Origin of the sequence: Sphingobacterium sp. UBA7249 (genome assembly GCF_002472835.1) — a bacterium.
In the GTDB taxonomy this organism is placed as follows: domain Bacteria; phylum Bacteroidota; class Bacteroidia; order Sphingobacteriales; family Sphingobacteriaceae; genus Sphingobacterium; species Sphingobacterium prati.
The window spans coordinates 1-23,220 of the sequence record NZ_DKST01000025.1 but is presented as its reverse complement, the minus strand read 5'-3'; the positions used below and the strand labels follow the sequence as shown (position 1 = coordinate 23,220).

The following is a 23,220-nucleotide window of genomic DNA, read 5'->3' as shown; positions in this document are numbered from 1 at the left end:
AACAATGAATCAAAGAGAATTTTTCGAATTGGCCGACCAATACCTGCGTGGGGAATTGCCTGCAGCGGAAAAAGCTGCTTTCGAATCTTTTTGTGCCGAAAACCCTTCGTATGCTGCCCAATTACAACAACACCGCGACTTTGTTACCAATATGAAGGAAACTAGCCAAAGGCTTGATTTCAAAAAAGTATTGGCAAACTCAGCCAAGGAATATCATAAACCCCAAGGTAAAACCAAGAAAGTGGTTCCGATAAAACAATCTACTGTTATTTCACTTTGGGAACGGATAAAAGCGAGCTCTCTAGTAGCTGCAGTTGTGGCAGTGTTTGCGGTATTTGGCACCTTATGGCTTAGTGGCTATTATAGCAACTTGGAAAAAGCTTCTTCGGATTACAGCGCATTACGTCGCGACATGAATAATGTTAAAAAGAACGTAAATGCACATAACGCTGCGATCAGGGATATGAATGATAACAAGTCGGTTAAAAGTAGCGAGAGCCAATTTGGAGCGACAGGTTTTATGCTAACAACAGATGGCTATGTGGTGACGAATTATCACGTAGTCAGTGGAGCTGACTCCATTTATCTGCAAAATAGCAAAGGAGAATCTTATAAGGCGCAAGTCGTTCATACGGATGCCAGCAAAGATTTAGCAATCCTATACATCGCAGATAAAAACTTTAAAAAGGCTAAAAGCTTGCCTTATACGTTCAAAACATCTACTTCGGATTTAGGAGAAGATATCTACACCATCGGGTTCCCTCGTGATGAAGCGGTATATGGTCAAGGATACTTGAGCTCTTCAACGGGTTATGCGGGTGACACCATTGCTTATCAAATATCCGTTCCTGTCAATCCAGGGAACAGTGGTGGCCCAGTACTGGATAGTAGAGGTAATGTGATCGGTATTATCTCTGGTAAACAACGCGGAATAGATGGCGCTGCTTTTGCCATCAAAACCAAATCAATCATGAATGCGCTTGCTGATATCCCAAGTGACTCATTGACCACAGGCGTTAAAATCAATAAAAAGAATGCTTTGGCAGGTTTACCAAGAACCGAACAAATCAAAAAATTACAAGACTATATTTATATGGTTAAGGTCTATTAAGATCGAATCTTATACTATAAAAAGGCGGAACGTAAGTACCGCCTTTTTCTTTTTTGTCACAGTGGTGATAGCTTAACCCCGTGATTTCTATGTAAAAGTGGGTTATTTCACAGAGAAACCTCTCACGTAGAATAAAAGATGCCCTAAGTATAAAAAGAAGATAAGAGGATACAAAAAATGGAGTGTCTTCTCTTCTCGGACACTCCATTTTCATGTATAAGAATTTTAACTAAATTATTATAAATTAGGTTGCGGAGTTGTTCTCAGATAAGGCTTGATCTCCTTAAATCCTTTTGGAAATTTTGCGGGAATATCTTCGGTCTTGATAGCAGGCACAACAATAACATCCTCTCCATGCTTCCAATCAGCAGGTGTAGCAACTTGATAGTCTGCAGTGAGTTGTAACGAATCTATCACCCGTAAGATCTCATCAAAATTACGCCCTGTAGAGGCTGGATAAGTCAAGGTCAATTTTATCTTTTTATCCGGGCCAATAATGAAAACCGAGCGCACGGTAGCGGTGACTGAAGCATTCGGATGAATCATATCGTAAAGCTCAGAAATATGATGGTCTTCATCGGCAATAACCGGAAAATTCACCTCAGTTTGCTGCGTTTCATTGATATCCTTGATCCAGTTCAGGTGATCATTTACATTGTCCACACTTAATGCAATCGCTTTGACACCCCTTTTATCAAATTCGGACTTCAATTTTGCAGTACGTCCCAACTCTGTTGTACATACCGGTGTATAATCAGATGGATGTGAAAAGAATACCACCCAGCTATCTTTAATATAATCGTGAAAATCTATTTCACCGATTGTCGTTTGCGCTTTAAAATTTGGCGCTTCGTCTCCTAATCTTAAACTCATAATCTTATCATTTAAATATGTTCAAAACTACATACTCTACAAATATAGTAGATTAAATTTAGCAAACAAATAATTCCCCGCTTTTTTAGATTCAAATGAAAAAACCGGCTCTATATACTATGCAAGCATAATATATATTTTGTATATTTGGGTGTAAGCTAGCTTCTAACAAGTGGCAAAAATTAGCTCCACAGGCATAAGGTCAAATATTTTGAAACGATTTGTACAAAAGGTCGCACGAATAAGTTATAAACCATAAAATTGAGATAACATGAACTTTGAACTAAGCGAAGAACATAAAATGATCCGTGATGCAGCGCGGGAGTTTGCTCAGGAACTAAAAGCAGGTGTCATACAACGGGATGAAGAAGCTCAATTTCCAGCAGATTTTGTCAAACAAATGGCCGAACTTGGCTTTATGGGTATCATGACGCCTGAAGCTTATGGCGGGGGGGGGAAGGGTAACCNNATGGCGGGGCGGGAATGGATACCCTAGCCTATGTACTTGTATTGGAGGAGATCGCCAAGATTGATGCATCTGCAGCCGTTATTGTTTCAGCACATAATTCGTTGGTGCTCTATGGCCTCAATGCATTTGGAACCGAAGAACAAAAACAAAAGTATCTGGTTCCATTGGCTAAAGGGGAAAAATTGGGTGCGTTTGCTCTCTCAGAGCCAGAAGCTGGGTCGGACGCATCTTCACAACATACAACAGCCGAAGACAAAGGTGATCACTACCTGCTGAACGGTACGAAAAACTGGATTACAAATGGTGGTCACGCCGACATCTACCTGGTCATTGCACAAACTCATCCAGAAAAAGGTCATAAAGGAATCAATGTATTAATTGTTGAAAAAGGATTACCGGGATTCAGCATTGGACCAAAGGAAAATAAATTGGGAATTCGAAGTTCGGATACACATTCGCTATTATTTTCGGACGTTAAAGTACCAAAAGAAAATCGAATTGGTGAGGATGGCTTTGGATTTAAATTTGCCATGAAAACGCTCGATGGTGGTCGTATAGGCATTGCTGCACAAGCATTAGGCATTGCTGCTGGAGCATACAGCCTTGCTTTGACCTACTCCAAAGAGCGCAAGACATTTGGAAAGCCGATTTCAGAACATCAGGCCATTCAGTTTAAACTTGCCGACATGGAAGTGGATATTGAAACAGCTAGGCTGTTGACCTATAAAGCGGCATGGACGAAAGATCAGGGTCTGCCGTACGGAAAGGAGGCTGCCATGGCCAAACTACATGCCTCCGAAGTTGCGATGAAACATACCATCGAGGCTGTTCAGGTGCATGGTGGCTATGGCTATGTGAAAGAATACCATGTCGAACGATTAATGCGCGACGCCAAGATCACGCAGATCTACGAGGGAACGTCCGAAATACAACGTTTGGTCATCGCACGGGAAATTTTGCGATAAAGGTGATAAGATGATTAAGAAAGCATGTCCACTCATAAAAAATGGACTTGCTTTTTTATTGATTATTCAATTTACCATCTATCATCGACAGGTACTGATAATCCTGAAAAGAAAAACTCGCCGTCTCAGTCATCGCCAAATTTAAGATGAGCTTTGCTTTCCGCAATAAATTCTGCTGTTCTTCACCTTGTGCATTCAACCCATCAAAGAGGAAGGTCAATGCCAATGGATGTAGCTGCTGTGCCTGCAAATCTTCTTTTGAGTAGGACGTAAGTTCATCGTCAGAAAGCTTCAGGTAAAAATCCCGGTCTTTTTCAAAAAACTTTTGATAAGCATCTGCAAATAAAGCCGGATAACTAGGCTCGGCAAAAGCATCATAACCTTCGATCCAAATGCGAAGAAATTTTCCGATATCTTCAATCCAACGCACCATTAAATCTTTTTTAAAACTTACTCCCATTTTGAAATCTATTATCGGATCTGTCCATTTCCACGGACAATCCACTTTTCAGTAACCAATTTTTCCAATGCAAAGGGGCCACGCGCATGCAGTTTTTGTGTTGAAATACCTATTTCGGCTCCCAATCCAAATTCCCCGCCATCTGTAAAACGTGTGGATGCATTCGCATAGACCGCTGCCGCGTCCACAGCATTTAAAAATCGCTCGATTGCCAATTCATTCGAAGATACGATACACTCCGAATGTTTTGACGAATATTTGTCAATATGCTCAAGTGCTTCATCCAGTCCATTGACTGTTTTTATCGAACACTTCAAATCTAGAAATTCTCTTCCAAAATCCACTTCTTCCGCCGCCACTAAATTTGAAAATCTTTGTTGCTCCAATAGCTTAAATGCAAAGGAATCCGCAAATACCTCCACTGCAGCATTTTCAAGATAAGGCGCCAACTTAATTAAAAAATCTGCTGCCACATCCTGATCTACTAAAACTGTGTCCAAAGAATTACACACCGATGGTCTTGAGATCTTGGCATTGGCCACAATCTTTGCTGCCATTTCGAGATCGGCAGTGTTATCCACATAGGTGTGGCATACACCAGCTCCGGTTTCAATAACAGGAACCTTTGCATTTGCCCGGACAAAATCTATCAAAGACTGTGAACCGCGCGGAATAATAATATCAACATATTTGGTTGCCTCCAGCAATTCCGATACGTGCTTACGGTCGACGGGCAACAATTGGACGATATCTTTTGTGATCCCCTGTCGTTCCAAGACGCCATGAATGACGTTCAACAAAGCCTCATTTGTATATAATGCATCGGAGCCACCTCTCAACAAACAAACATTGCCCGATTGGAGGCAAAGGGCTGCAACATCTATCGTTACATTTGGACGGGACTCATAGATCACCCCAACAACACCGAGCGGAACAGTAATTTTCTCGATTTCCAGTCCATTGGGCAGTACTTTTTTAAGCAACAGCTGATCAGTGGGATCCGTCAGATTGGCGATTTGTTTTACACTATCAGACAGAGCCTGCAAGCGCCCCGTATTTAATAGCAGACGATCCTTTTTGGGATCTTCATCATCCATACGATCCAAATCCATTTTATTGGCATGCAGGATAAGTGCTTCTTTTTCAATAAGTGCCGCTGCGATGGCATCTAAAGTTGTCTTCTTGGCCTCAGGGGCAAATTGTTGCAAGAACTGCTTCGCCTTCGCTGCCGACTTCAGTTGTTCGATTATTGATTCACTCATAACAATACGATATCATTTGCATGCGCAATTTCTAAATTCTTTTTACTGGATTGGGATAATAAGGACGAATCCATTTTTGCACGGGCCACGGCCACCGTCAGACCTTCGAGATTCACTATGTTCAACACCTCTCCTTTCTCAAAATGTTCGACAATGCGGGTGACGCCAACAGCCAATAAGCTTTTATGTTTTAATAAAGCCTCCTCGGCACCACGATCGACCATCAACTCACCTTTAATTAGGCTCCCACTCGCCAACCATTTTTTTCGCGAGGAGATCTTTTTGCTCTCAGGCAAGCACAGCGTGCCCGTCTCATGTTTGATGGCTTTTGTGATCGCATCTTCAGTCTGCATGCTAAAAATAACAACCTCGATGCCCATCTGATTGGCAAGACGGGCAAAATTCAATTTGGAGGTCATCCCGCCTAATCCTACAGCGGACTTATCCTTTCTTGCTAATCCCAAGATCCCCCGATCAATGGTATCGATCGTTTCTATAATTTTATTATTTGCATCCAGCACGCCCGGAACAGAGGTACTAAACAATAATTTTTCAGCCCCAAATCCAACGGCAATCAACGTTGCCAGTTCATCGTTATCCGAAAACTTCAACTCTTTATTACTCACTACATCATTTTCATTTGCTACCGGGATAACATTGTTGCGCCATAGTTCCTCATAAGTGCTCTTTAACTGGAGAAACTGGTCTCGATTGGAAAAATGATGCCTTTCACATAAGCTTTGCGCCAATGAAATCTTGAAAGGCCTGAAATAAGTTGAATACGTATTAATCAATATCGGATTCCCAATAGCAGCTGCGGCTTTCCGCTCCGACAGCGTGCCTGTGTATCTGGGGAGGAAACGCTTGCCGGCAGCAACAGCACCCGAAGATACCAGGACAATATTGTATTTCTTCTGTAAAGAAGCAATCTGTCGGGCAATCTCCAAAACAATACGTTCATCAACTTCTCCCTCTTTCGTGGTAATAGAAGCCGATCCAAATTTGACAACGAGAATAGGCTTTTTCATTGTAAGTATGCTTTAGTTTAGATTAAAGCTCTAATTTACTGAGAAGAATTTGATTTTTGCAAAATATGTTAATATTTGAACAATTTTAAGCAAATAAATGTAACCTGTTTTTATGATGATTAAACATATCGAACGAAGATTTGAAAGCAAAAAGAGGGGGCCAGAATGTAAATTCGTTCTCCTTGAGAATCAAATCTATGAGATGATATTAGGAACACCTGCAAGATTAAATAAAAGTAGGGCTGCCCAAGAAGGTTGGATAGCCCTAAATAATTCAGTTGCTAATTTTACGACGGAAAGCGTTCATCATAAAGCTTCTCCAAAGAGAACATTTCGTCGCGGTATTTTGCTGCTTCCAAGAAATCCATTTCTTTCGCTGCTTTGTCCATTTTCTTGCGAACATTATCGACGGCCTTCTTCAGATCTTTTTCACTCAGGTACTGCATGACAGGATCAGCAGCAATAACTTGTGTAGGATCTGGCTCAACATAAATCTTTGGCTCAATTCCCGAGAAATCGGCAACAGAGGTTTGCTCCAGGATCTCTTCCCTCGTCTTACCTACCGTTCGAGGAGTGATGCCATGTTCAATATTATAGTTCATTTGCTTATCCCGTCGACGATTTGTTTCGTCTATTGTTACACGCATACTATCCGTCATTCTATCCGCGTACATAATAACCCGTCCTTTATCATTCCGGGCAGCACGCCCGATCGTTTGGATTAGCGAGCGTTCCGAGCGTAGAAAACCTTCCTTATCAGCGTCAAGAATAGCCACAAGTGTCACTTCAGGCAAATCCAATCCTTCCCGAAGCAAATTCACACCTACCAAAATATCAAACTCACCCAAACGCAATCCCCGTAAAATCTCCACTCGTTCCAGGGTTTTAATTTCGGAGTGTATATAACGCACTTTCAAGTTTAGCTTGGTCATATATTTGGATAACTCCTCTGCCATCCGTTTGGTCAGCGTCGTCGCTAAGATACGGCCACCCTCTTTGATTGTCTTGTCGACCTCCTCTAAGAAATCATCTACCTGATTGATAGCTGGACGGACCTCAATAACAGGATCCAATAATCCGGTTGGACGGATGACCTGCTCAACAACAACACCTTCTGTCTGTTGCAGTTCATAATCTCCAGGGGTAGCAGACACATAAATAGTTTGATTGGTCAACGATTCAAATTCCGGGAAATTGAGTGGCCTATTATCCAACGCTGCTGGCAATCTAAAACCATGCTCTACCAAAGATACTTTGCGTGAACGGTCACCACCATACATAGCCCTTAACTGAGGCAAAGTAACATGGCTTTCATCAATAACAAGTAGGTAGTCCTCAGGAAAATAATCCAGCAGACAGAATGGACGCATCCCTGGCTTTCTACCATCAAAGAATCTAGAATAATTTTCTATGCCTGAACAATAGCCCAGTTCGCGCATCATTTCCAGATCGTAATTCACCCGTTCTTCCAAACGTTTGGCTTCCAACATCAGTCCCTCTTCTTCCAGTTGCGTCTTACGCTGCATTAATTCATCCTGGATAGCCCAAACCGATTCTTTGAATTTTTCCTTCGGCGTAACGAAAAGGTTCGCAGGGAAAAGCGCTAAATCTTCCATTTTATTTAAGGTCTTGCCGGATATGGGATCGATCTCACTCAATTCATCAATTTCATCGCCAAAAAACGAAATACGGATTGCAAAATCCAGGTAAGCCGGATATACATCGACGGTATCACCCTTCACGCGAAATGTACCACGCTTAAATTCGGTTGTTGTTCTGGAATAGAGTATCTCAACCAATTTATGTAAAAAAGCATTCCGGGCTATTGTCATCCCAACACCAAAACGAAAAATTGAGCGGGAAAAATCTTCTGGATTTCCCATACCATAGATACAGGACACCGAAGAGACCACAACTATATCCCGCCGTCCTGACATCAATGATGAAGTCGTTGCTAATCGCAGCTTTTCTATTTCCTCATTGATCGCCAAGTCTTTTTCGATATAGGTATTTGTAGAAGCTATAAATGCTTCCGGCTGATAATAATCATAGTAAGAAACAAAATAATTGACCGAATTATTTGGGAAGAACTGTTTAAATTCACCATATAGCTGCGCCGCTAATGTTTTATTATGACTTAATATTAGGGTCGGTTTCTGCGTTTCTTGAATTACATTGGCTATAGTAAATGTTTTACCAGATCCCGTAACCCCCAGGAGCGTCTGATATTGCTCACCCTGTTCAACACCTGCTACCAATTCTTTGATTGCCTCTGGCTGATCACCCGTCGGCCTGTATTCTGATGTCAATTCAAATTTCATACAAATCCTATTTCTTAAAGAAAACTATTTCGGTCTTTCGGTAAACATCTCAGCAGGTGTATCCCTAAATTTCTGCTTAAAAATTCGTCACGCTAACACCATGATGTAATCTATTCATATTGCGATTTTGCAACATGTGGTCTAGGGCCATATTTCAGATGGTCTACACACAAATTTACTAATTTTTTTACCATTTTATAGCAAACTATATTATGCGGCAGATGTTATTACTTTCAGTTGATTATTTACTATCTTTAGCTTAAACTGAACTAGCACTCACGTCATGGTCACTATTCTATCTACTCAAAATAGCATTGCAAATCATTTTATTGCAGAATTGCGAGACGTCACTATCCAACGGGACCGCATGCGATTCCGTCGAAACTTAGAGCGACTCGGAGAAGTATTTGCTTATGAGATCAGTAAAACCATGGCTTTTAAACCGGTGGAAGTTGAAACACCATTGGGGGTGGCCAAGACACATCTGCTAATGGAACAGCCGGTATTGGCTACCATTCTAAGGGCTGGACTTCCATTCCATCAAGGTTTATTGAATATCTTCGACCAAGCCGATAATACATTTATCGCGGCGTATCGACACACGAAAAAAAGCGGTGAGTTTGAAGTTCATAAAGAGTATGTGAACACACCGAATTTAGATAATAGAACAGTGATCATCGTCGATCCTATGCTAGCGACAGGAAGGAGTCTGGTCTTATGCTGTAAAGACCTTTTAGCAGAATATGAGATCAAGGAGTTGCATATTGTTGCTGCCATTGCGTCGGAAGAAGGATTAAACCATGTTAAAGCTTTTGTCCCTACCGCAAATATCTGGGTCGGAGACGTCGACAACGAATTGACCACTAAAGCTTATATCGTTCCCGGTCTTGGCGATGCAGGAGATCTGGCCTATGGTGAAAAACTTCATTAATGTGGATAATTATTTAAAATTAAATTAACACTTAGCTCATTGAAATTCAGTAAATTTATATCAATGATGAAGTTTAATTTTTTTATATCTAATTTATATCGCTATGAGATGGCAAAAATACAATGGCGAATCCATTCGCTCCACGATTTTCGATGCTGTTGAGGAAGTCATTAAACGAGAAGACGCCTTAGGGAACAAGCTCAAGGTTTATATCGGCACCGATTCCCAAGTCAAAAGAGGAATCATCGACTTCGCCACCGTCATCGTCTTTCTCAGAGAACATAAAGGTGGGTTTATGTTTATCCAACGAGACAAAAGGCATCATCGAATGAGTATCAAGGAACGGATGCTACTCGAAGTCCAAAAATCCATCGACATCGCCTACCAACTCTGCCCCCTCCTCGAAAAACACAAAGTAGACCTCGAAGTCCACGCCGACATTAACACCAATCCAAATTTTCAGTCAAATGTAGCTCTCAAGGAAGCCATGGGGTATATTATGGGTATGGGATTCGTCTTTAAGGCCAAACCAGAGTCTTTTGCAAGCACCAATTGTGCCAATAAGCAGGTGCAGTAGTTGACTGTTGGGCAGACTTCGTATATTTAGGTGTAATTTTTAACACACCAAATGCAGGATTTTTTTCAGCAGATTGTCAGTCAATTTGCCCAGACCACTTGGCTCGAATGGTTAGGTACGCTAACCGGCTTCCTTTGTGTATATTTGGCCGCAAAGCAAAATATATGGAACTGGCCCATTAGCATCATCAGCGTGATCTCCTATGCCATTCTTTTTTATGATGCAAGGCTCTACGGCGACACCTTATTGCAGTTTTATTTTCTATCCACGGCAGTTTATGGTTGGTATTACTGGTTTAAGCGAAAGGAGGAGAATAAAAAACCTATTGTTAAAGCCAATAAAGTTCAATTGGTGCTAAGCATCCTCGCTATCATCTGCTTGACGGCCGCAATTGGCTATCTTCTGGACAGTAAGACAAACTCTGATGTACCTTATATCGACGCATTTTGCACCGCTATCAGTTTTATCGCTCAATTTCTAATGACGAGAAAAATCCTCCAAAACTGGCTTCTTTGGGTTTTTGTTGACATCTGCTACATCCCCCTTTATGTACACAAGCAACTTATGTTAACTGCAGTATTGTATTTCGTATTCGCCATTATCGCTTGGAAAGGTTATCGGGATTGGCAAAAAACCTATAAAAATTTTGCGTAATATTGCCTATCAAAAAGATAGATGTGGGAAAAGAGTTAATAAAAATTGCTGTCGTTGGACCCGAGTCTACAGGAAAGTCAACCATGGCACAGTATCTTGCTAAAAAATTTCAAACCGTATGTGTACCGGAGTATTCACGCTATTATTGTCAAAGCCTCAATAATAAATACACATTGCAGGATGAGGTAAATATGTTTTATGGACAGGTCGCCTTGGAAGAAGCACTCGTTCCCTTAGCAAAGGGGAGTATCCTGATCTGTGACACCACTTTTATGACAGTAAAAATTTGGTCTGACCATCTATTCAAACATACCCCAAAAGAAGTCACGGATAAAATACAACAACATCCCTATGATCTCTATTTACTGATGGATATCGACCTTCCCTGGCAAGACGACCCCTTAAGAGATTTTCCGGAGCAACGAGAACACTTTATGGAGGTATGGAAAACGGAATTAAATGCTGTCAATGGTCAATATCACATTATCTCAGGCGAGGGACAGCAACGACTGGAAAATGGCTTAGCAGCTGTTAACGATTTTCTGACATTGATTTGAGACAAGCACCTTGACGAGACTGCCTTTTACAACTATATTTGTAATGTAAAGTATTGCGTTAGGCCACTGATCAAAATTGAAAGTCTTGCAATACCAGAAATGAATTAGAATATTAACATTTTTACTTAAGAAATAATGTATCCAGAATATTTAGTAGCTCCAATGCGTCAAGAGTTAGTTGATGCGGGATTCGAAGAATTAAAAACTCCAGAAGCAGTTGACAATGCTATCGCTTCAGAGGGAACAGTTTTTGTTGTTGTAAACTCCGTTTGTGGTTGTGCAGCAGCAAATGCGCGTCCAGCAGCAAAAGCTGCTGTAAAAAATGAAAAACATCCTGCAAAATTGGTTACCGTTTTCGCAGGTATGGAAACTGATGCTGTTAATAAAGCACGTAATTACATGCTGCCTTACCCCCCATCTTCACCTGCAATGGCATTGTTCAAAGATGGTAAGTTGGTACACATGATTGAAAGACATATGATTGAAGGTCGCCCGGCACAAATGATTGCTGACAATTTGGCTGCTGCATTTGACGAGTACTGTTAATCCGTATTTTGATTTTTGAATTAAAAAGGCTGTCCGAGTTATTTGGATAGCCTTTTTTGCGATTAAACAGCCATGGCTTCATCTAGCCGCCTTCGCCTTCCATCCTTATAAGCTTCTCCTTATTATTCGCTCACTTTAGATTTTAGGTGATTAATATTTTAAAGAAAGATTCATCCATGTAAGCGCTTTTTTCTATTTTTAGCATTATGAAAAATTTTCCAATTATTCCTTTCTTCTTTTGCTTCATCTTCTTCGCTTGTTCTCCGCAGGAGAAAATAGATCTCATTGTGTACAATGCGCAAGTCTACACCGTAGATTCCACATTCAGTACAGCGCAAGCATTTGCAGTCAAGGATGGGAAATTTATCGCAATCGGTTCGAACGCCGAAATCCAGCGGAAGTACGAGGCCAAGGAAAAAATAGACGCTGATGGAAAAGCCATTTATCCGGGGTTCTATGACGCACACGCACATTTATTTGACGAAGCCGAACTGATGGATCAGGTCGATCTCAATGGAGCTGATTCTTTTGAAGAAGTGATTCAACGAGTTAAAAATTATCAGCAGAAGAATCCCAATAAAACTTGGCTTATCGGGGGCGGCTGGGACCAAAATCGCTGGAAAGACAAATCCTTTCCTACGAAAGAGTTGCTGGATAGCGCTTTTCCAGACATACCGGTGTATTTAATCCGTGTTGACTATCATGCCGCCGTGGCGAACTCCAAAGCCCTGGAATGGGCTAAATTGACAAGCATTCCCAGTATTCATGGTGGTGTTGTCGGCGGTAGCAACAATAGACCGAATGGCCTGCTGATCGACAATGCGATGGATCTGGTCAACAAAGCAATACCAGTCCCTGATGAAGAAGAATATTTGAGAATGCTCAAACGAGCACAAGATTCGCTACTTTCTGTCGGACTTACTTCCATTGTAGATGCAGGCTTATCAAAAGAAAGACTCGACCTCTTAAAAAAATATTATCAGGATGGGGAATTGAAATTTAGGGATTATGCGATGATCCTTGGCAACCCCAAAAACATCACTTCATCTATTGCAGCGGGTTTTTACGAAACGGACCGTCTTGAAATAAAGTCTTTCAAATTACTGGCAGATGGTGCATTAGGCTCAAGGGGCGCCTGCCTCCTCGCTCATTATCATGATGCACCTACCCATGGATTTCTCTTGCATAGCCCCGCGGAATATGAAGAGATGATCAAACAGATTGCCGCAAGTAATTTCCAGGCGAATACCCACGCGATCGGCGATTCAGCCAATCGGATTATCCTGGATATCTATGGTAAATACCTACAGCCGCATACGGACCGCAGATGGCGCATTGAGCATGCACAGATTATCTCGCCGGAGGATTTCGATAAATTCAAAAAATTCCAGATTATTCCCTCGGTACAGCCTACCCACGCCACATCCGATATGTATTGGGCAAAAGACCGTCTGGGAGCAGAACGTATGAAAGGAGCCTATGCATACAAGCACCTCTTAAAAGAATATGGCAAACTCGCTTTAGGGAGTGATTTCCCTGTTGAACATTTCAATCCGCTATATGGTTTTCACGCAGCTGTAGCACGCGTCGATAAAAAAGGCTATCCAGATCAGGGTTTCCAAATGCAGGATGCCATCAGTCGAGAAGATGCATTGCGTGGAATGACGATCTGGGCAGCATACTCTTGCTTCCAGGAGAAAAAACGGGGAAGCATAGAAACTGGCAAAGACGCCGATTTTGTCATCCTAGCGAAAGACATTCTCAAAATACCAAATGAACAACTGCGCAACGTAAAAACTTTACGCACCGTCATTGCCGGGGAAACGGTTTTTAAACGCTAAGGACCGGTTATTTTTACCCAGCAACAGTACACAGATTATCTCCTGCTTGCTTATTCAGATTCAACAAAAAAGTTCAGTAAAAATTACGATAAAAAAGCCTGCGTGAAATAATTACGCAGGCTTTTATTATGTTAATATGAAAACAGATCCTGTTTTCTACAAAGTCAAATTATTCAACAACTATTATTGCATATCAAACAAATGCTTTTCAGCATGATAAGACGAACGTACCAACGGCCCAGATTCAACATATTTGAAGCCCATTTCCAAGCCTATTTTTTGATATTTTTCAAATTGAGCAGGTGTAACAAATTCAATAACAGGATGATGTGCTTTTGTAGGCTGCAAATATTGACCAAGCGTCAAAATATGAACCCCTACATTATATAAATCCTGCATGGCCTCGATTACATCTTCTTCCGTTTCGCCAAGGCCAAGCATAATACCTGACTTTGTCCGAAGACCTGCTTCCGAAATCCGACGCAAACATTCTAAAGAACGATCATATTTCGCCTGGATACGTACTTCTCTAGTCAGACGACGTACAGTCTCCAAGTTGTGTGATACAACTTCCGGACGAACAGCAATGACGCGATCGAGATTGTCCCACTGGCCTTTAAAATCTGGTAATAACGTCTCCAAAGTTGTCTCTGGGCTCTCTCTACGGATGGCATTAATTGTTTCCGCCCAAATTGTCGAACCACCATCTTTCAGATCATCACGGTCAACAGAAGTGATGACACAGTGTTTTACCTGCATCAGCTTCACTGAATTCGCAACCCTGTTGGGTTCATCCAAATCGACCGCCAAAGGACGACCTGTTGCCACCGCGCAAAACGAACATGAACGTGTACAGATATTCCCTAATATCATAAAGGTTGCTGTTCCAGCCCCCCAACATTCACCCATATTTGGGCAATTTCCACTCTCACAAATCGTATGTAATTTGTGCTCATCTACAAGACTTCTGACATGTCTATACTCTTTACCAACAGGCAATTTGACACGCAACCAATCTGGCTTGCGTTGTGCAGGAGTTGCCGGAATAACTGGAAGTTCAATCATACAACAAAGTTAACGATTAAAAATGTAATTTCTATCCGGCAATTTGTTGGATTTATATCATAAAAACTTATCGAATGACAGCAATAATAGTATAATGAAACAAAAATTAGGATATTTGTGTTGATTATCTATTGATCTAAATACTTTACTATGCGATTGAGTCAATCCTTATCCCTTTTGTTGCTTGGGGGAGCTTGCTTTTTTAGTGCACAGGCCCAAACGAATTTTGATATCATTCCCAAGCCATCCAGGGTAACCGTAGCTACCGGAATATATAACATCCCAGCACAGCTCTCCGTTATTGTTTCCGATGATTTCCAGGCTGCGGCGCAATTGCTTACCGAGCACCCCGCAATCAAAGGCTTAACCCTTGAGGTGCTAAAGAAAAATAAAAAAGCACCAAAAGAAGGTTTTCGTATTATCAAAGCTGTTGATACAGACAACCTGAGCAAAAATGCCTATTCGATTCAAATTGATGAAAAAGGTCTTTTGCTTAAAGCTTGGGATACGCCGCAGGCCATCAATGGAATCTATACCTTGATTCAGTTGGGTTACCTACAAACTGACCCCAGCCAAATAGCATTTGCGACAATCGTTGATGAGCCTCGTTTTTCCTACCGTGGGCTTCATTTGGATGTTTCCCGTCATTTTATGCCACTTTCTTTCGTAAAGAAATATATCGACATCATGGCTATCTATAAGTTCAACAACTTTCATTGGCATTTGACCGATGGCGCTGGTTGGCGACTAGAGATTAAAAAATATCCGGAGTTAACACAAAAGGCAGGCTGGCGTACACATGCCCATTGGAAAGATTGGTGGAACAATGGACGTCAATATGTAGAAAAGGGGAATCCAAATGCAAGTGGTGGCTTCTATACACAGGAAGAAGCCCGCGAACTGGTGGACTACGCTGCCCGAAAAGGCATCAATGTCATTCCTGAAATAGAAATGCCCGGACACTCGGAAGAAGTACTGGCCGTGTATCCCGAACTCTCCTGTTCGGGTAAACCCTACAGCCAGGGCGAGTTTTGCATCGGAAATGAAAAGACTTTTGAGTTCCTAAAAAACGTACTGGATGAAGTACTCACCATATTCCCTTCCCAATACATCCATATTGGCGGAGACGAAGCCGAAAAGAAACATTGGGAAAAATGTCCAAAAGACCAAGCCCTGATGCAGAAGGAAGGTTTAAAATCAGTAGATGAATTACAAAGTTATGCCATCAAGCAAATGGATTTATACCTGCAATCAAAGGGCCGAAAGCTTATCGGCTGGGATGAAATCTTGCAAGGCGGTCTGACTGAAGGTGCCACGGTCATGAGCTGGCGCGGCGAAGACGGTGGAATAAATGCGGCAAATGCCGGCCATGATGTCATTATGACTCCCGGTTCACATCTGTATTTTGATTCTTATCAGACCGATCCAAGGACACAACCCGAAGCAATTGGCGGATACCTAACCCTTGATAAGGTATATGCCTATGACCCTATTCCAAACGCGATACAAGGGGACAAGGCGAAACACATCCTGGGTGCACAAGCTAATATTTGGACAGAATATGTGCCGACGACAGAGCACGTTGAATATATGGTATTTCCACGTGCCTTGGCCTTATCTGAAGTCAATTGGACAAATAAAGACGCAAAAAGCTGGCCGGACTTCCAGAGAAGATTACAATCTCACTATAAGTTAATGCAGGAGCTAAATCTAAATTATTATCGCCCTTCCTTCAATGTCGCTTATACAGCTTCTTATAATGCGATTAAAAACAACAACAAGATTACGCTTACGACGGAGCAGCTTAAAACAGATCAGATCCGATATACTATTGATGGAAGTGAGCCTACGATTCAGTCCACCCCCTATACCGGCCCATTTGAGCTAAGTGCAACAGGACACATCAATGCCGCATATTTTCAGGATTCTATCAAAATCGGTCCTACATTATCATTTAATATTGATATTCACCGCGCTATTGGTAAAAAAGTAACTTACAATACGCAATGGTCTGGATATCCAGCACAAAAAGATTCAACATTGACAAACGGAATTATGGGGGGGCTCTCCTACCATGATGGCCAATGGCAGGGTTTTACGAGTCCGATTGATGTTGTCGTTGATTTGGAACGAAGAGAAGAAATCCATCTCGTTGCCATGAATTTTATGCAAATGATTGGGCCTGGGGTTTATATGCCTGGGGAAATGGAAGTTCTGGTTTCTGACAATGGGCGTACATTCCGTTCAATAGGAACTGTGAAAAACGATGTATCCGACAACGAATCAAAATTGACGTTCAAACGGTTTGAATTGAAACTTGATAAAGTGCAACAGGCACGTTATATAAAGGTCAAGGCCAGCAATCCGAAAAAAGGGTATTTATTTACAGATGAAATCATTGTTTATTAACAAAAAATAAGCTATTCCTAATAATAGTTGGATAACTTACTCCTCACGTTTTCCAACTATTATTACTATTTTCGAGCCTACTTCTACAACAACAGTCATTTATTTTGAAATATTCTTAAAATAAATACTTAATTTTCAAAATTTAAAATGTAACTTTGCACTCCGACAAAGCAGTCGGAATGACCCTTCCCCATGAGCTATTTTTGATTGTCTTTGCTCAGATTTACAATAGGAAATTTAATTTTTTGAACTAGATATAATGCCAAGAAACACTTCCATTAAGTCGGTTTTAATCATCGGATCAGGTCCCATCGTTATCGGTCAAGCTTGTGAATTTGATTATTCTGGATCTCAAGCATCCCTTTCATTGAAAGAAGAAGGTATTGAAGTATCCATCATCAACTCAAACCCTGCAACAATCATGACGGACAAAGTTGTTGCAGACAATGTCTATTTACTTCCATTAACTTGCGAAAGTATCGAAGAGATATTGCAAAAACATAACATTGACGCAGTACTTCCTACCATGGGTGGCCAGACCGCTTTGAACTTATGTATCGAAGCTTCCAACCTGGGCCTTTGGGAAAAATACAACGTAAAAGTTATCGGTGTTGATGTTGCTGCCATTGAAAAAACTGAAAACCGTGAAGAATTCCGTCAATTAATGGTTGATATTGGTGTGGGTGTTGCAACTTCAAAGATTGCAAACTCATTCCTGGAAGGTAAAGAAGCAGCACAAGAAATTGGTTACCCCCTTGTTATACGTCCTTCCTACACCTTAGCTGGTACAGGAGGTGGATTTGTACACAGAAAAGAAGATTTCGATGCCGCTTTGAACAGAGGGTTGCATGCTTCGCCAACACACGAAGTTTTGGTAGAACAGGCGGTATTGGGCTGGAAAGAATTTGAGTTGGAATTGCTTCGCGATACCAACGATAATGTCATTATCATCTGTACAATTGAAAATTTCGATCCAATGGGTATCCATACGGGAGATTCGATCACAGTTGCACCAGGAATGACGTTATCGGACAAATGTTATCAAGATATGCGGAATCAAGCGATCTTAATGATGCGTTCAATCGGTACATTTGCAGGTGGATGTAACGTTCAATTCTCCGTAAATCCAGAAAATGAAGAAATCATAGCGATCGAAATCAACCCACGCGTATCTCGCTCGTCGGCTTTAGCATCAAAAGCAACGGGGTACCCAATTGCAAAAATTGCCGCTAAATTAGCGATCGGATATAACCTAGATGAGTTGCAGAATCAGATCACGAAAACAACTTCAGCGTATTTCGAACCAACATTAGATTACGTTATCGTGAAAATCCCGCGTTTCAACTTTGATAAATTTAAAGGAGCAAACAAGGAATTAGGCCTGCAAATGAAAGCGGTAGGTGAAGTCATGGCAATCGGCCGGACATTTATCGAAGCTTTACAGAAAGCATGTCAATCATTGGAGACAGGCCGCGCTGGCCTAGGTGCTGATGGCCGTCAATGGAGAAACCTGGACGAGATCATGGATAGCCTTGAGCATCCAAGCGGTGACCGTCTATTCCATATCAAAGATGCATTCGAATTAGGTGTTCCTTTAGAATCAATTCGTAAGGCAACACGTATCGACAAATGGTTCTTAGTACAGATCCAAGAATTAGTACATCTGGAGCAAGAGTTACGTCGTTATCAATTAAATAACATCCCACGTGATTTCTTCATGACCTTAAAACAAAAAGGGTATTCAGATGTTCAGATTGCTTGGTTATTGGGTAACGTAACCGAAGATCAGGTATATGACCGTCGTAAGGAGCTTGGCATCAACCGTGTTTACAAGATGGTAGATACTTGTGCTGCTGAATTCCCTGCGCAGACCCCATACTACTATTCGACATTCGAAGAAGAAAACGAATCCATTTCTTCAGACAAAAAGAAAATCATCGTTTTAGGTTCAGGTCCAAACCGTATTGGTCAAGGTATCGAGTTTGATTACTCCTGTGTACACGGATTATTAGCTGCGAAAGAATGTGGTTATGAAGCAATCATGGTGAACTGTAACCCTGAGACTGTATCTACGGACTTCAACATGGCCGATAAATTATACTTCGAGCCTGTATTCTGGGAACATGTACGTGAGATCATCGAATTGGAAAAACCAGAAGGCGTTATCGTTCAATTGGGTGGACAAACAGCACTTAAAATGGCTGAGCGCTTAGAGCAACTTGGCGTGAAAATTATCGGTACATCATTCGAGAATATGGACTTGGCGGAAGACCGTGGCCGTTTCTCTGATCTATTGAAAGAATTAAATATTCCATATCCAAAATATGGCGTAGCTACTTCCGCAGAAGAGGCTTTACAAGTAGCCAACGAAGTTGGTTATCCAGTATTGGTTCGCCCTTCGTATGTATTGGGTGGACAAGGGATGAGCATTGTCATCAATGATGAGGACCTTGAAAAAGCGGTTGTTAACTTATTGAAAAACCTTCCAGGTAACCATATCCTGATCGACCATTTCTTGGATCGCGCTGAAGAAGCGGAGTCAGATTCCATCTGTGATGGTGAAGATGTACATATCATCGGTATGATGGAGCACATTGAGCCTGCGGGTATTCACTCCGGAGATTCTTCGGCTGTATTGCCTCCATTCGGGCTATCACAAGCAGTTCAGGATAAGATGGAAGAATACTCCATTAAATTAGCAAAAGCGCTGAACGTTAGAGGTCTATTAAATATTCAATTTGCTGTCAAAGGTGAAAATGTGTATGTAATCGAAGCTAACCCGCGTGCGTCTCGTACCGTTCCTTTCATTGCCAAAGCCTATGATGTTCCTTACATCAACATCGCTACAAAAGTCATGTTAGGTGTGAATAAATTGAGTGATTTCACGATCGAACGTAAATTGAAGGGATACGCGATTAAAGAGCCTGTATTTTCCTTCAATAAATTCCCTGAAGTGGACAAACAATTAGGTCCTGAAATGAAATCAACCGGTGAAGCGATCCGCTTTATCAAAGATCTTCAAGATCCATATTTCAGAGAACTTTACAATCAAAAATCAATGTTTTTGAATGCCCAATAAGGCGTCTCTATAAATAGAAAAGGCTTGCAAATGCAAGCCTTTTCTATTTTATATCTTTTACACATCGGAAACCGACATTATTTGTCGGACTATTTACCTCACCTTTCCCTCTACTTCCTGCTTTATAGCGTTCGCAATATTGATCATTACAGAGGAACGATCCACCACGCTGAACACGTTTTTCAAGATTAGGTTCCTGTGGATCATACGAGCTTTCAGGTCCTTTAGGATTTGAGACTGTGCTGTTCTTGTAATAATCCGGCCGGTAGTAATCTGAGCACCATTCCCAAACATTCCCCTCCATATCATAAAGCCCTAAGGCATTCGCCTGAAAGGATTTTACTGGAGCGGTCCCCTCATACCCATCTTCCTTGGAGTCTTCCACAGGAAATTTTCCTTGATAGATATTTGCGGCCCATTTACCGTTGGGTTTCAGCTCTTTTCCCCAATAGTACAGATTTTCATTCGTATCCTTACTTGAACGGGCAGCATATTCCCATTCCGCTTCTGTCGGCAATCGCTTCCCCGCCCATTTTGCATAAGCAGCTGCATCTTCATAGGCGACCTGAACAACTGGATAATTCATTTTATCCTTTATCGAACTATTGGGCCCTTCGGGATGCTGCCAATTTGCACCGGGAACATATTCCCACCACATCAAATAATTATTCAGTGAATTGAGTTCTTTGGGTTTCGAAAATACCGCAGATCCGGGAACAAGCATATTCGGATCTACGCCGGGAAAGTCCTTCGGGTCCAATTTCCGCTCAGCTACGGTCACATATCCTGTTTCTTTTACAAATTGGGCAAATTGTGCATTTGTTACTTCATGTTCATCCATATAAAATGAATGAAGCTCGACAGGATGTACAGGTTTACTATCTTCGAAATTCGAACTTCCCATCAGGAATTTACCACCTTCGATTAAAACCATCTTTCCAACTTCAGAATTGCTTTGTTTGGATAACTGAGATTTAATCATGCTTGCTCGTGTGGGTATATTTTCCCCAACACAACATGAGAGCGTATCCTTCGTGGAAAACAGAGATAGACAGGTGAGTAGCGTCAGATTGATTAACATACCTAAAGATAAACATAAAAGGGGAACAATAAAATGCTCCCCTCCTATTATTACTTCAGATACTCAGATTAAACATCCAATTGTACATTTTCTTTTTTCGCATTTTTGGAGCGGATGGGTGTATTACCACCACCCTTTAATGTGATATCTACAGGATTATTACTTTTCCAGGCGCCTTTTGTGAAATCCGGTACAGTCACAGTTTTACAGTTCTTTTCAACGGATTCAAAGCTCAATGGAACGATACTGCTCCACGAAGCGGCATCGTAAACATCCTGATCCAATGCTAATCCGTTCCGCAGACAGTCGATTAAGCGCCAGTCCATCATAAAGTCCATCCCCCCGTGACCACCAACTTCCTTCGCTTTATCGCCGATATATTTCACCAATTCAGGTGTATATTTATCATACAATTCTTTTAGTTTCTCTTCTTTGATGAATTCGTGTCCAAAGGCAATATTCTCGGTTGGATATTTCTGCGCGAAGCCCTTTGTACCGCTTAATGTATGTAACCTCGAATATGGCCGCGGTGAAGTGACATCATGCTGTAACATAATTGTTTTCCCTTTAGCCGTACGAATAAGCGTCGTATTCATATTGCCCCGGTATTTCTTTCCGGCGAATTCCTGAAAGAAAGAATCTTTGCCTGCAAGCTCTTTCGCTTTCTCACCCATCATAAAATCATTGGATGACATGGCTACAAGATGATCCATCTTGTCTCCTCGATTAATGTTTAAACACTGCGCCACAGGTCCAAGTCCGTGAGTTGGATAGAGGTTACCGTTATATTTAATATTTTCCCTTAGGCGCCACATCTGATCGTAACCATTCTTTGCGAAATTTAGATCCAACAAATCATGGATATAAGCACCCTCACCGTGTATTAGTTCACCAAATAAGCCCTGACGTGCCATATTTAACGTCAACATCTCAAAGAAATCGTAGCAGCAATTCTCTAACATCATACAATGTTTTTTTGTTGCTTCAGATGTTTTCACGACCTCCCAACAATCCTTTATTGTCAGTGCAATTGGCACCTCACAAGCCACATGATTACCAGCTTTCATTGCTGCAATACTCATGGGTGCATGGTAGTCCCATGGAGTACAGATATACACCAAATCCAACTTTTCTTCCTTTAATAATGACTTCCAGCCGTCTTCCCCGGAATAAGATTTTGCGGCTATCAAACCTTTTGAAGTAAGAATCTTTTGTGCTTTCTCAACACGCTCCGGGTGTTTATCACAAAGAGCAACGATTTCACAACCTTCGATAAAAGATAGTCTTTCGACTGCTCCGGGACCCCGCATTCCCAAACCAATTACGGCAACTCGCACTTTATCAATTTTGGGCGCAGCATAACCACACATATTAAATGCATCTGTTGTTGCATTGGCATTAACTAAAGTAGGAAGCGAAACAGCCAGTGATGATAAAATCCCCGCCTTTTTTAAAAAATCTCTTCTAGAATCCATAATTTAAAGTCATATAAATTTAAAGGGACCAAAATGGTCCCTCTAAAAATCACCTATTTTAAAACAAACTAAACAGTCAATAAGAAAAATCCGTTTGGATTTGGATTTATACTTGGTTCTAACTAAAGAACTTAATCGCTATAACAATGATATAACACTTTTTTCATAATAAAAAATCAAATTTAAAAGCAATCGTTTGCTTAATCTACACAAACGATTGTTTAATTTATTAATGTCTTGTCTTTTTCTTCAAAAGAGTATCAATTAGATACATACACGAATTCCGGGTTTATATTTATTCATGAAAAATCGATGTGCTTAAGACGGCAAGCCTAATGACCGATAAGATGGTGGGACTGCCTAATCTTATATTGTTTTTTTAAGGCCTATTTAAACTGAACTAATGAGCCCGAATGGGATCGTATGGACTAGCATTCCCGGTGCAAGCCGGATTCACGCCTGCCTGCCGGTATGCATTGTTTTTTGAGAAGTATGCAAACGCAAGAAGCCCTTGAC

The 23,220-nt window shown here is 41.3% G+C and carries 17 protein-coding genes and 1 pseudogene; 10 read left to right on the top strand and 8 right to left on the bottom strand.

Annotated features, from left to right (window positions below):
- The first annotated feature begins 4 nt into the window (after nucleotides 1-4).
- Nucleotides 5-1,111 carry a S1 family peptidase gene (locus tag B4A24_RS16755; RefSeq protein WP_293946222.1) on the top strand — a complete coding sequence of 369 codons (1,107 nt, stop codon included), beginning with the start codon at nucleotides 5-7 and terminating at the stop codon, nucleotides 1,109-1,111.
- A 237-nt stretch (nucleotides 1,112-1,348) separates the two neighbouring features.
- On the opposite strand, the gene B4A24_RS16750 is transcribed toward B4A24_RS16755, so the two are convergent.
- The gene (locus B4A24_RS16750) at nucleotides 1,349-1,984 is read right to left on the bottom strand and encodes a peroxiredoxin (RefSeq protein WP_104385099.1); all 636 of its coding nucleotides are present in this window, start codon (nucleotides 1,982-1,984) and stop codon (nucleotides 1,349-1,351) included.
- Nucleotides 1,985-2,255: 271 nt separating this feature from the next.
- Between B4A24_RS16750 and B4A24_RS16745 the strand changes: the two are divergent.
- A pseudogene (locus B4A24_RS16745) lies at nucleotides 2,256-3,418 on the top strand (acyl-CoA dehydrogenase).
- 55 nt (nucleotides 3,419-3,473) lie between these two features.
- Here B4A24_RS16745 and B4A24_RS16740 read toward each other — a convergent pair.
- The 4 genes from B4A24_RS16740 to uvrB form a co-directional block, all read right to left on the bottom strand.
- The gene (locus tag B4A24_RS16740) at nucleotides 3,474-3,878 is read right to left on the bottom strand and encodes a hypothetical protein (protein WP_293946221.1); all 405 of its coding nucleotides are present in this window, start codon (nucleotides 3,876-3,878) and stop codon (nucleotides 3,474-3,476) included.
- An 11-nt stretch (nucleotides 3,879-3,889) separates the two neighbouring features.
- Complete coding sequence (locus B4A24_RS16735) at nucleotides 3,890-5,140, bottom strand: glutamate-5-semialdehyde dehydrogenase (RefSeq protein WP_293946220.1); 1,251 nt, start codon at nucleotides 5,138-5,140, stop codon at nucleotides 3,890-3,892.
- Nucleotides 5,137-6,168, bottom strand: a complete 1,032-nt coding sequence (gene proB / locus B4A24_RS16730; protein ID WP_293946219.1) for a glutamate 5-kinase — start codon at nucleotides 6,166-6,168, stop codon at nucleotides 5,137-5,139. Before proB ends, B4A24_RS16735 begins: the two co-directional genes overlap by 4 nt.
- 287 nt (nucleotides 6,169-6,455) lie before the next feature.
- On the bottom strand, nucleotides 6,456-8,489 hold the full coding sequence (gene uvrB / locus B4A24_RS16725) for an excinuclease ABC subunit UvrB (RefSeq protein ID WP_293946218.1): 2,034 nt from the start codon (nucleotides 8,487-8,489) through the stop codon (nucleotides 6,456-6,458).
- A gap of 283 nt (nucleotides 8,490-8,772) precedes the next feature.
- On the opposite strand from uvrB, the gene upp reads away from it, so the two are divergent.
- From upp to B4A24_RS16695, 6 genes are all read left to right on the top strand, one after another.
- The gene (upp, locus tag B4A24_RS16720; protein ID WP_172393599.1) at nucleotides 8,773-9,420 is read left to right on the top strand and encodes a uracil phosphoribosyltransferase; all 648 of its coding nucleotides are present in this window, start codon (nucleotides 8,773-8,775) and stop codon (nucleotides 9,418-9,420) included.
- Nucleotides 9,421-9,523: 103 nt separating this feature from the next.
- Nucleotides 9,524-9,997 (top strand): ribonuclease H-like YkuK family protein, encoded by a 474-nt coding sequence (locus tag B4A24_RS16715; protein WP_046672303.1) that lies wholly within the window; start codon nucleotides 9,524-9,526, stop codon nucleotides 9,995-9,997.
- A 51-nt stretch (nucleotides 9,998-10,048) separates the two neighbouring features.
- A complete protein-coding gene (gene pnuC / locus B4A24_RS16710) occupies nucleotides 10,049-10,651 on the top strand; it encodes a nicotinamide riboside transporter PnuC (RefSeq protein ID WP_293946217.1) in 603 nt (200 codons plus the stop codon).
- A gap of 23 nt (nucleotides 10,652-10,674) precedes the next feature.
- Nucleotides 10,675-11,208 (top strand): ATP-binding protein, encoded by a 534-nt coding sequence (locus B4A24_RS16705; protein ID WP_293946216.1) that lies wholly within the window; start codon nucleotides 10,675-10,677, stop codon nucleotides 11,206-11,208.
- A 135-nt stretch (nucleotides 11,209-11,343) separates the two neighbouring features.
- Nucleotides 11,344-11,754: a BrxA/BrxB family bacilliredoxin gene (locus B4A24_RS16700; RefSeq protein ID WP_172393596.1), complete on the top strand. Its 411-nt coding sequence runs from the start codon at nucleotides 11,344-11,346 to the stop codon at nucleotides 11,752-11,754.
- Nucleotides 11,755-11,960: 206 nt separating this feature from the next.
- The gene (locus B4A24_RS16695; RefSeq protein ID WP_293946215.1) at nucleotides 11,961-13,595 is read left to right on the top strand and encodes an amidohydrolase; all 1,635 of its coding nucleotides are present in this window, start codon (nucleotides 11,961-11,963) and stop codon (nucleotides 13,593-13,595) included.
- 183 nt (nucleotides 13,596-13,778) lie between these two features.
- Here the strand turns inward: B4A24_RS16695 and lipA are convergent, their stop codons facing one another.
- Nucleotides 13,779-14,660, bottom strand: coding sequence for a lipoyl synthase (gene lipA, locus B4A24_RS16690; RefSeq protein ID WP_172393594.1), 882 nt, complete (start codon nucleotides 14,658-14,660; stop codon nucleotides 13,779-13,781).
- A gap of 150 nt (nucleotides 14,661-14,810) precedes the next feature.
- Here lipA and B4A24_RS16685 point away from each other — a divergent pair, with 150 nt between their 5' ends.
- Nucleotides 14,811-17,069, top strand: a complete 2,259-nt coding sequence (locus tag B4A24_RS16685) for a beta-N-acetylhexosaminidase (protein WP_293946214.1) — start codon at nucleotides 14,811-14,813, stop codon at nucleotides 17,067-17,069.
- 259 nt (nucleotides 17,070-17,328) lie between these two features.
- Nucleotides 17,329-20,148, top strand: a complete 2,820-nt coding sequence (gene carB / locus B4A24_RS16680; RefSeq protein ID WP_108636098.1) for a carbamoyl-phosphate synthase large subunit — start codon at nucleotides 17,329-17,331, stop codon at nucleotides 20,146-20,148.
- A gap of 43 nt (nucleotides 20,149-20,191) precedes the next feature.
- On the opposite strand, the gene B4A24_RS16675 is transcribed toward carB, so the two are convergent.
- Nucleotides 20,192-21,130, bottom strand: a complete 939-nt coding sequence (locus B4A24_RS16675) for a formylglycine-generating enzyme family protein (RefSeq protein WP_293946213.1) — start codon at nucleotides 21,128-21,130, stop codon at nucleotides 20,192-20,194.
- Between the two features lie 167 nt (nucleotides 21,131-21,297).
- Complete coding sequence (locus B4A24_RS16670; protein ID WP_312400264.1) at nucleotides 21,298-22,704, bottom strand: Gfo/Idh/MocA family oxidoreductase; 1,407 nt, start codon at nucleotides 22,702-22,704, stop codon at nucleotides 21,298-21,300.
- Nucleotides 22,705-23,220 lie beyond the last annotated feature (516 nt).

What these genes read in the sequence shown, in the direction of transcription:
- B4A24_RS16755 (WP_293946222.1), top strand. Translation starts at nt 5, where the DNA reads ATGAATCAAAGAGAATTTTTCGAATTGGCCGACCAATACCTGCGTGGG.
- B4A24_RS16750 (WP_104385099.1), bottom strand. Translation starts at nt 1,984, where the DNA reads ATGAGTTTAAGATTAGGAGACGAAGCGCCAAATTTTAAAGCGCAAACG.
- B4A24_RS16740 (WP_293946221.1), bottom strand. Translation starts at nt 3,878, where the DNA reads ATGGGAGTAAGTTTTAAAAAAGATTTAATGGTGCGTTGGATTGAAGAT.
- B4A24_RS16735 (WP_293946220.1), bottom strand. Translation starts at nt 5,140, where the DNA reads ATGAGTGAATCAATAATCGAACAACTGAAGTCGGCAGCGAAGGCGAAG.
- proB (WP_293946219.1), bottom strand. Translation starts at nt 6,168, where the DNA reads ATGAAAAAGCCTATTCTCGTTGTCAAATTTGGATCGGCTTCTATTACC.
- uvrB (WP_293946218.1), bottom strand. Translation starts at nt 8,489, where the DNA reads ATGAAATTTGAATTGACATCAGAATACAGGCCGACGGGTGATCAGCCA.
- upp (WP_172393599.1), top strand. Translation starts at nt 8,773, where the DNA reads ATGGTCACTATTCTATCTACTCAAAATAGCATTGCAAATCATTTTATT.
- B4A24_RS16715 (WP_046672303.1), top strand. Translation starts at nt 9,524, where the DNA reads ATGAGATGGCAAAAATACAATGGCGAATCCATTCGCTCCACGATTTTC.
- pnuC (WP_293946217.1), top strand. Translation starts at nt 10,049, where the DNA reads ATGCAGGATTTTTTTCAGCAGATTGTCAGTCAATTTGCCCAGACCACT.
- B4A24_RS16700 (WP_172393596.1), top strand. Translation starts at nt 11,344, where the DNA reads ATGTATCCAGAATATTTAGTAGCTCCAATGCGTCAAGAGTTAGTTGAT.
- B4A24_RS16695 (WP_293946215.1), top strand. Translation starts at nt 11,961, where the DNA reads ATGAAAAATTTTCCAATTATTCCTTTCTTCTTTTGCTTCATCTTCTTC.
- lipA (WP_172393594.1), bottom strand. Translation starts at nt 14,660, where the DNA reads ATGATTGAACTTCCAGTTATTCCGGCAACTCCTGCACAACGCAAGCCA.
- B4A24_RS16685 (WP_293946214.1), top strand. Translation starts at nt 14,811, where the DNA reads ATGCGATTGAGTCAATCCTTATCCCTTTTGTTGCTTGGGGGAGCTTGC.
- carB (WP_108636098.1), top strand. Translation starts at nt 17,329, where the DNA reads ATGCCAAGAAACACTTCCATTAAGTCGGTTTTAATCATCGGATCAGGT.
- B4A24_RS16675 (WP_293946213.1), bottom strand. Translation starts at nt 21,130, where the DNA reads ATGATTAAATCTCAGTTATCCAAACAAAGCAATTCTGAAGTTGGAAAG.
- B4A24_RS16670 (WP_312400264.1), bottom strand. Translation starts at nt 22,704, where the DNA reads ATGGATTCTAGAAGAGATTTTTTAAAAAAGGCGGGGATTTTATCATCA.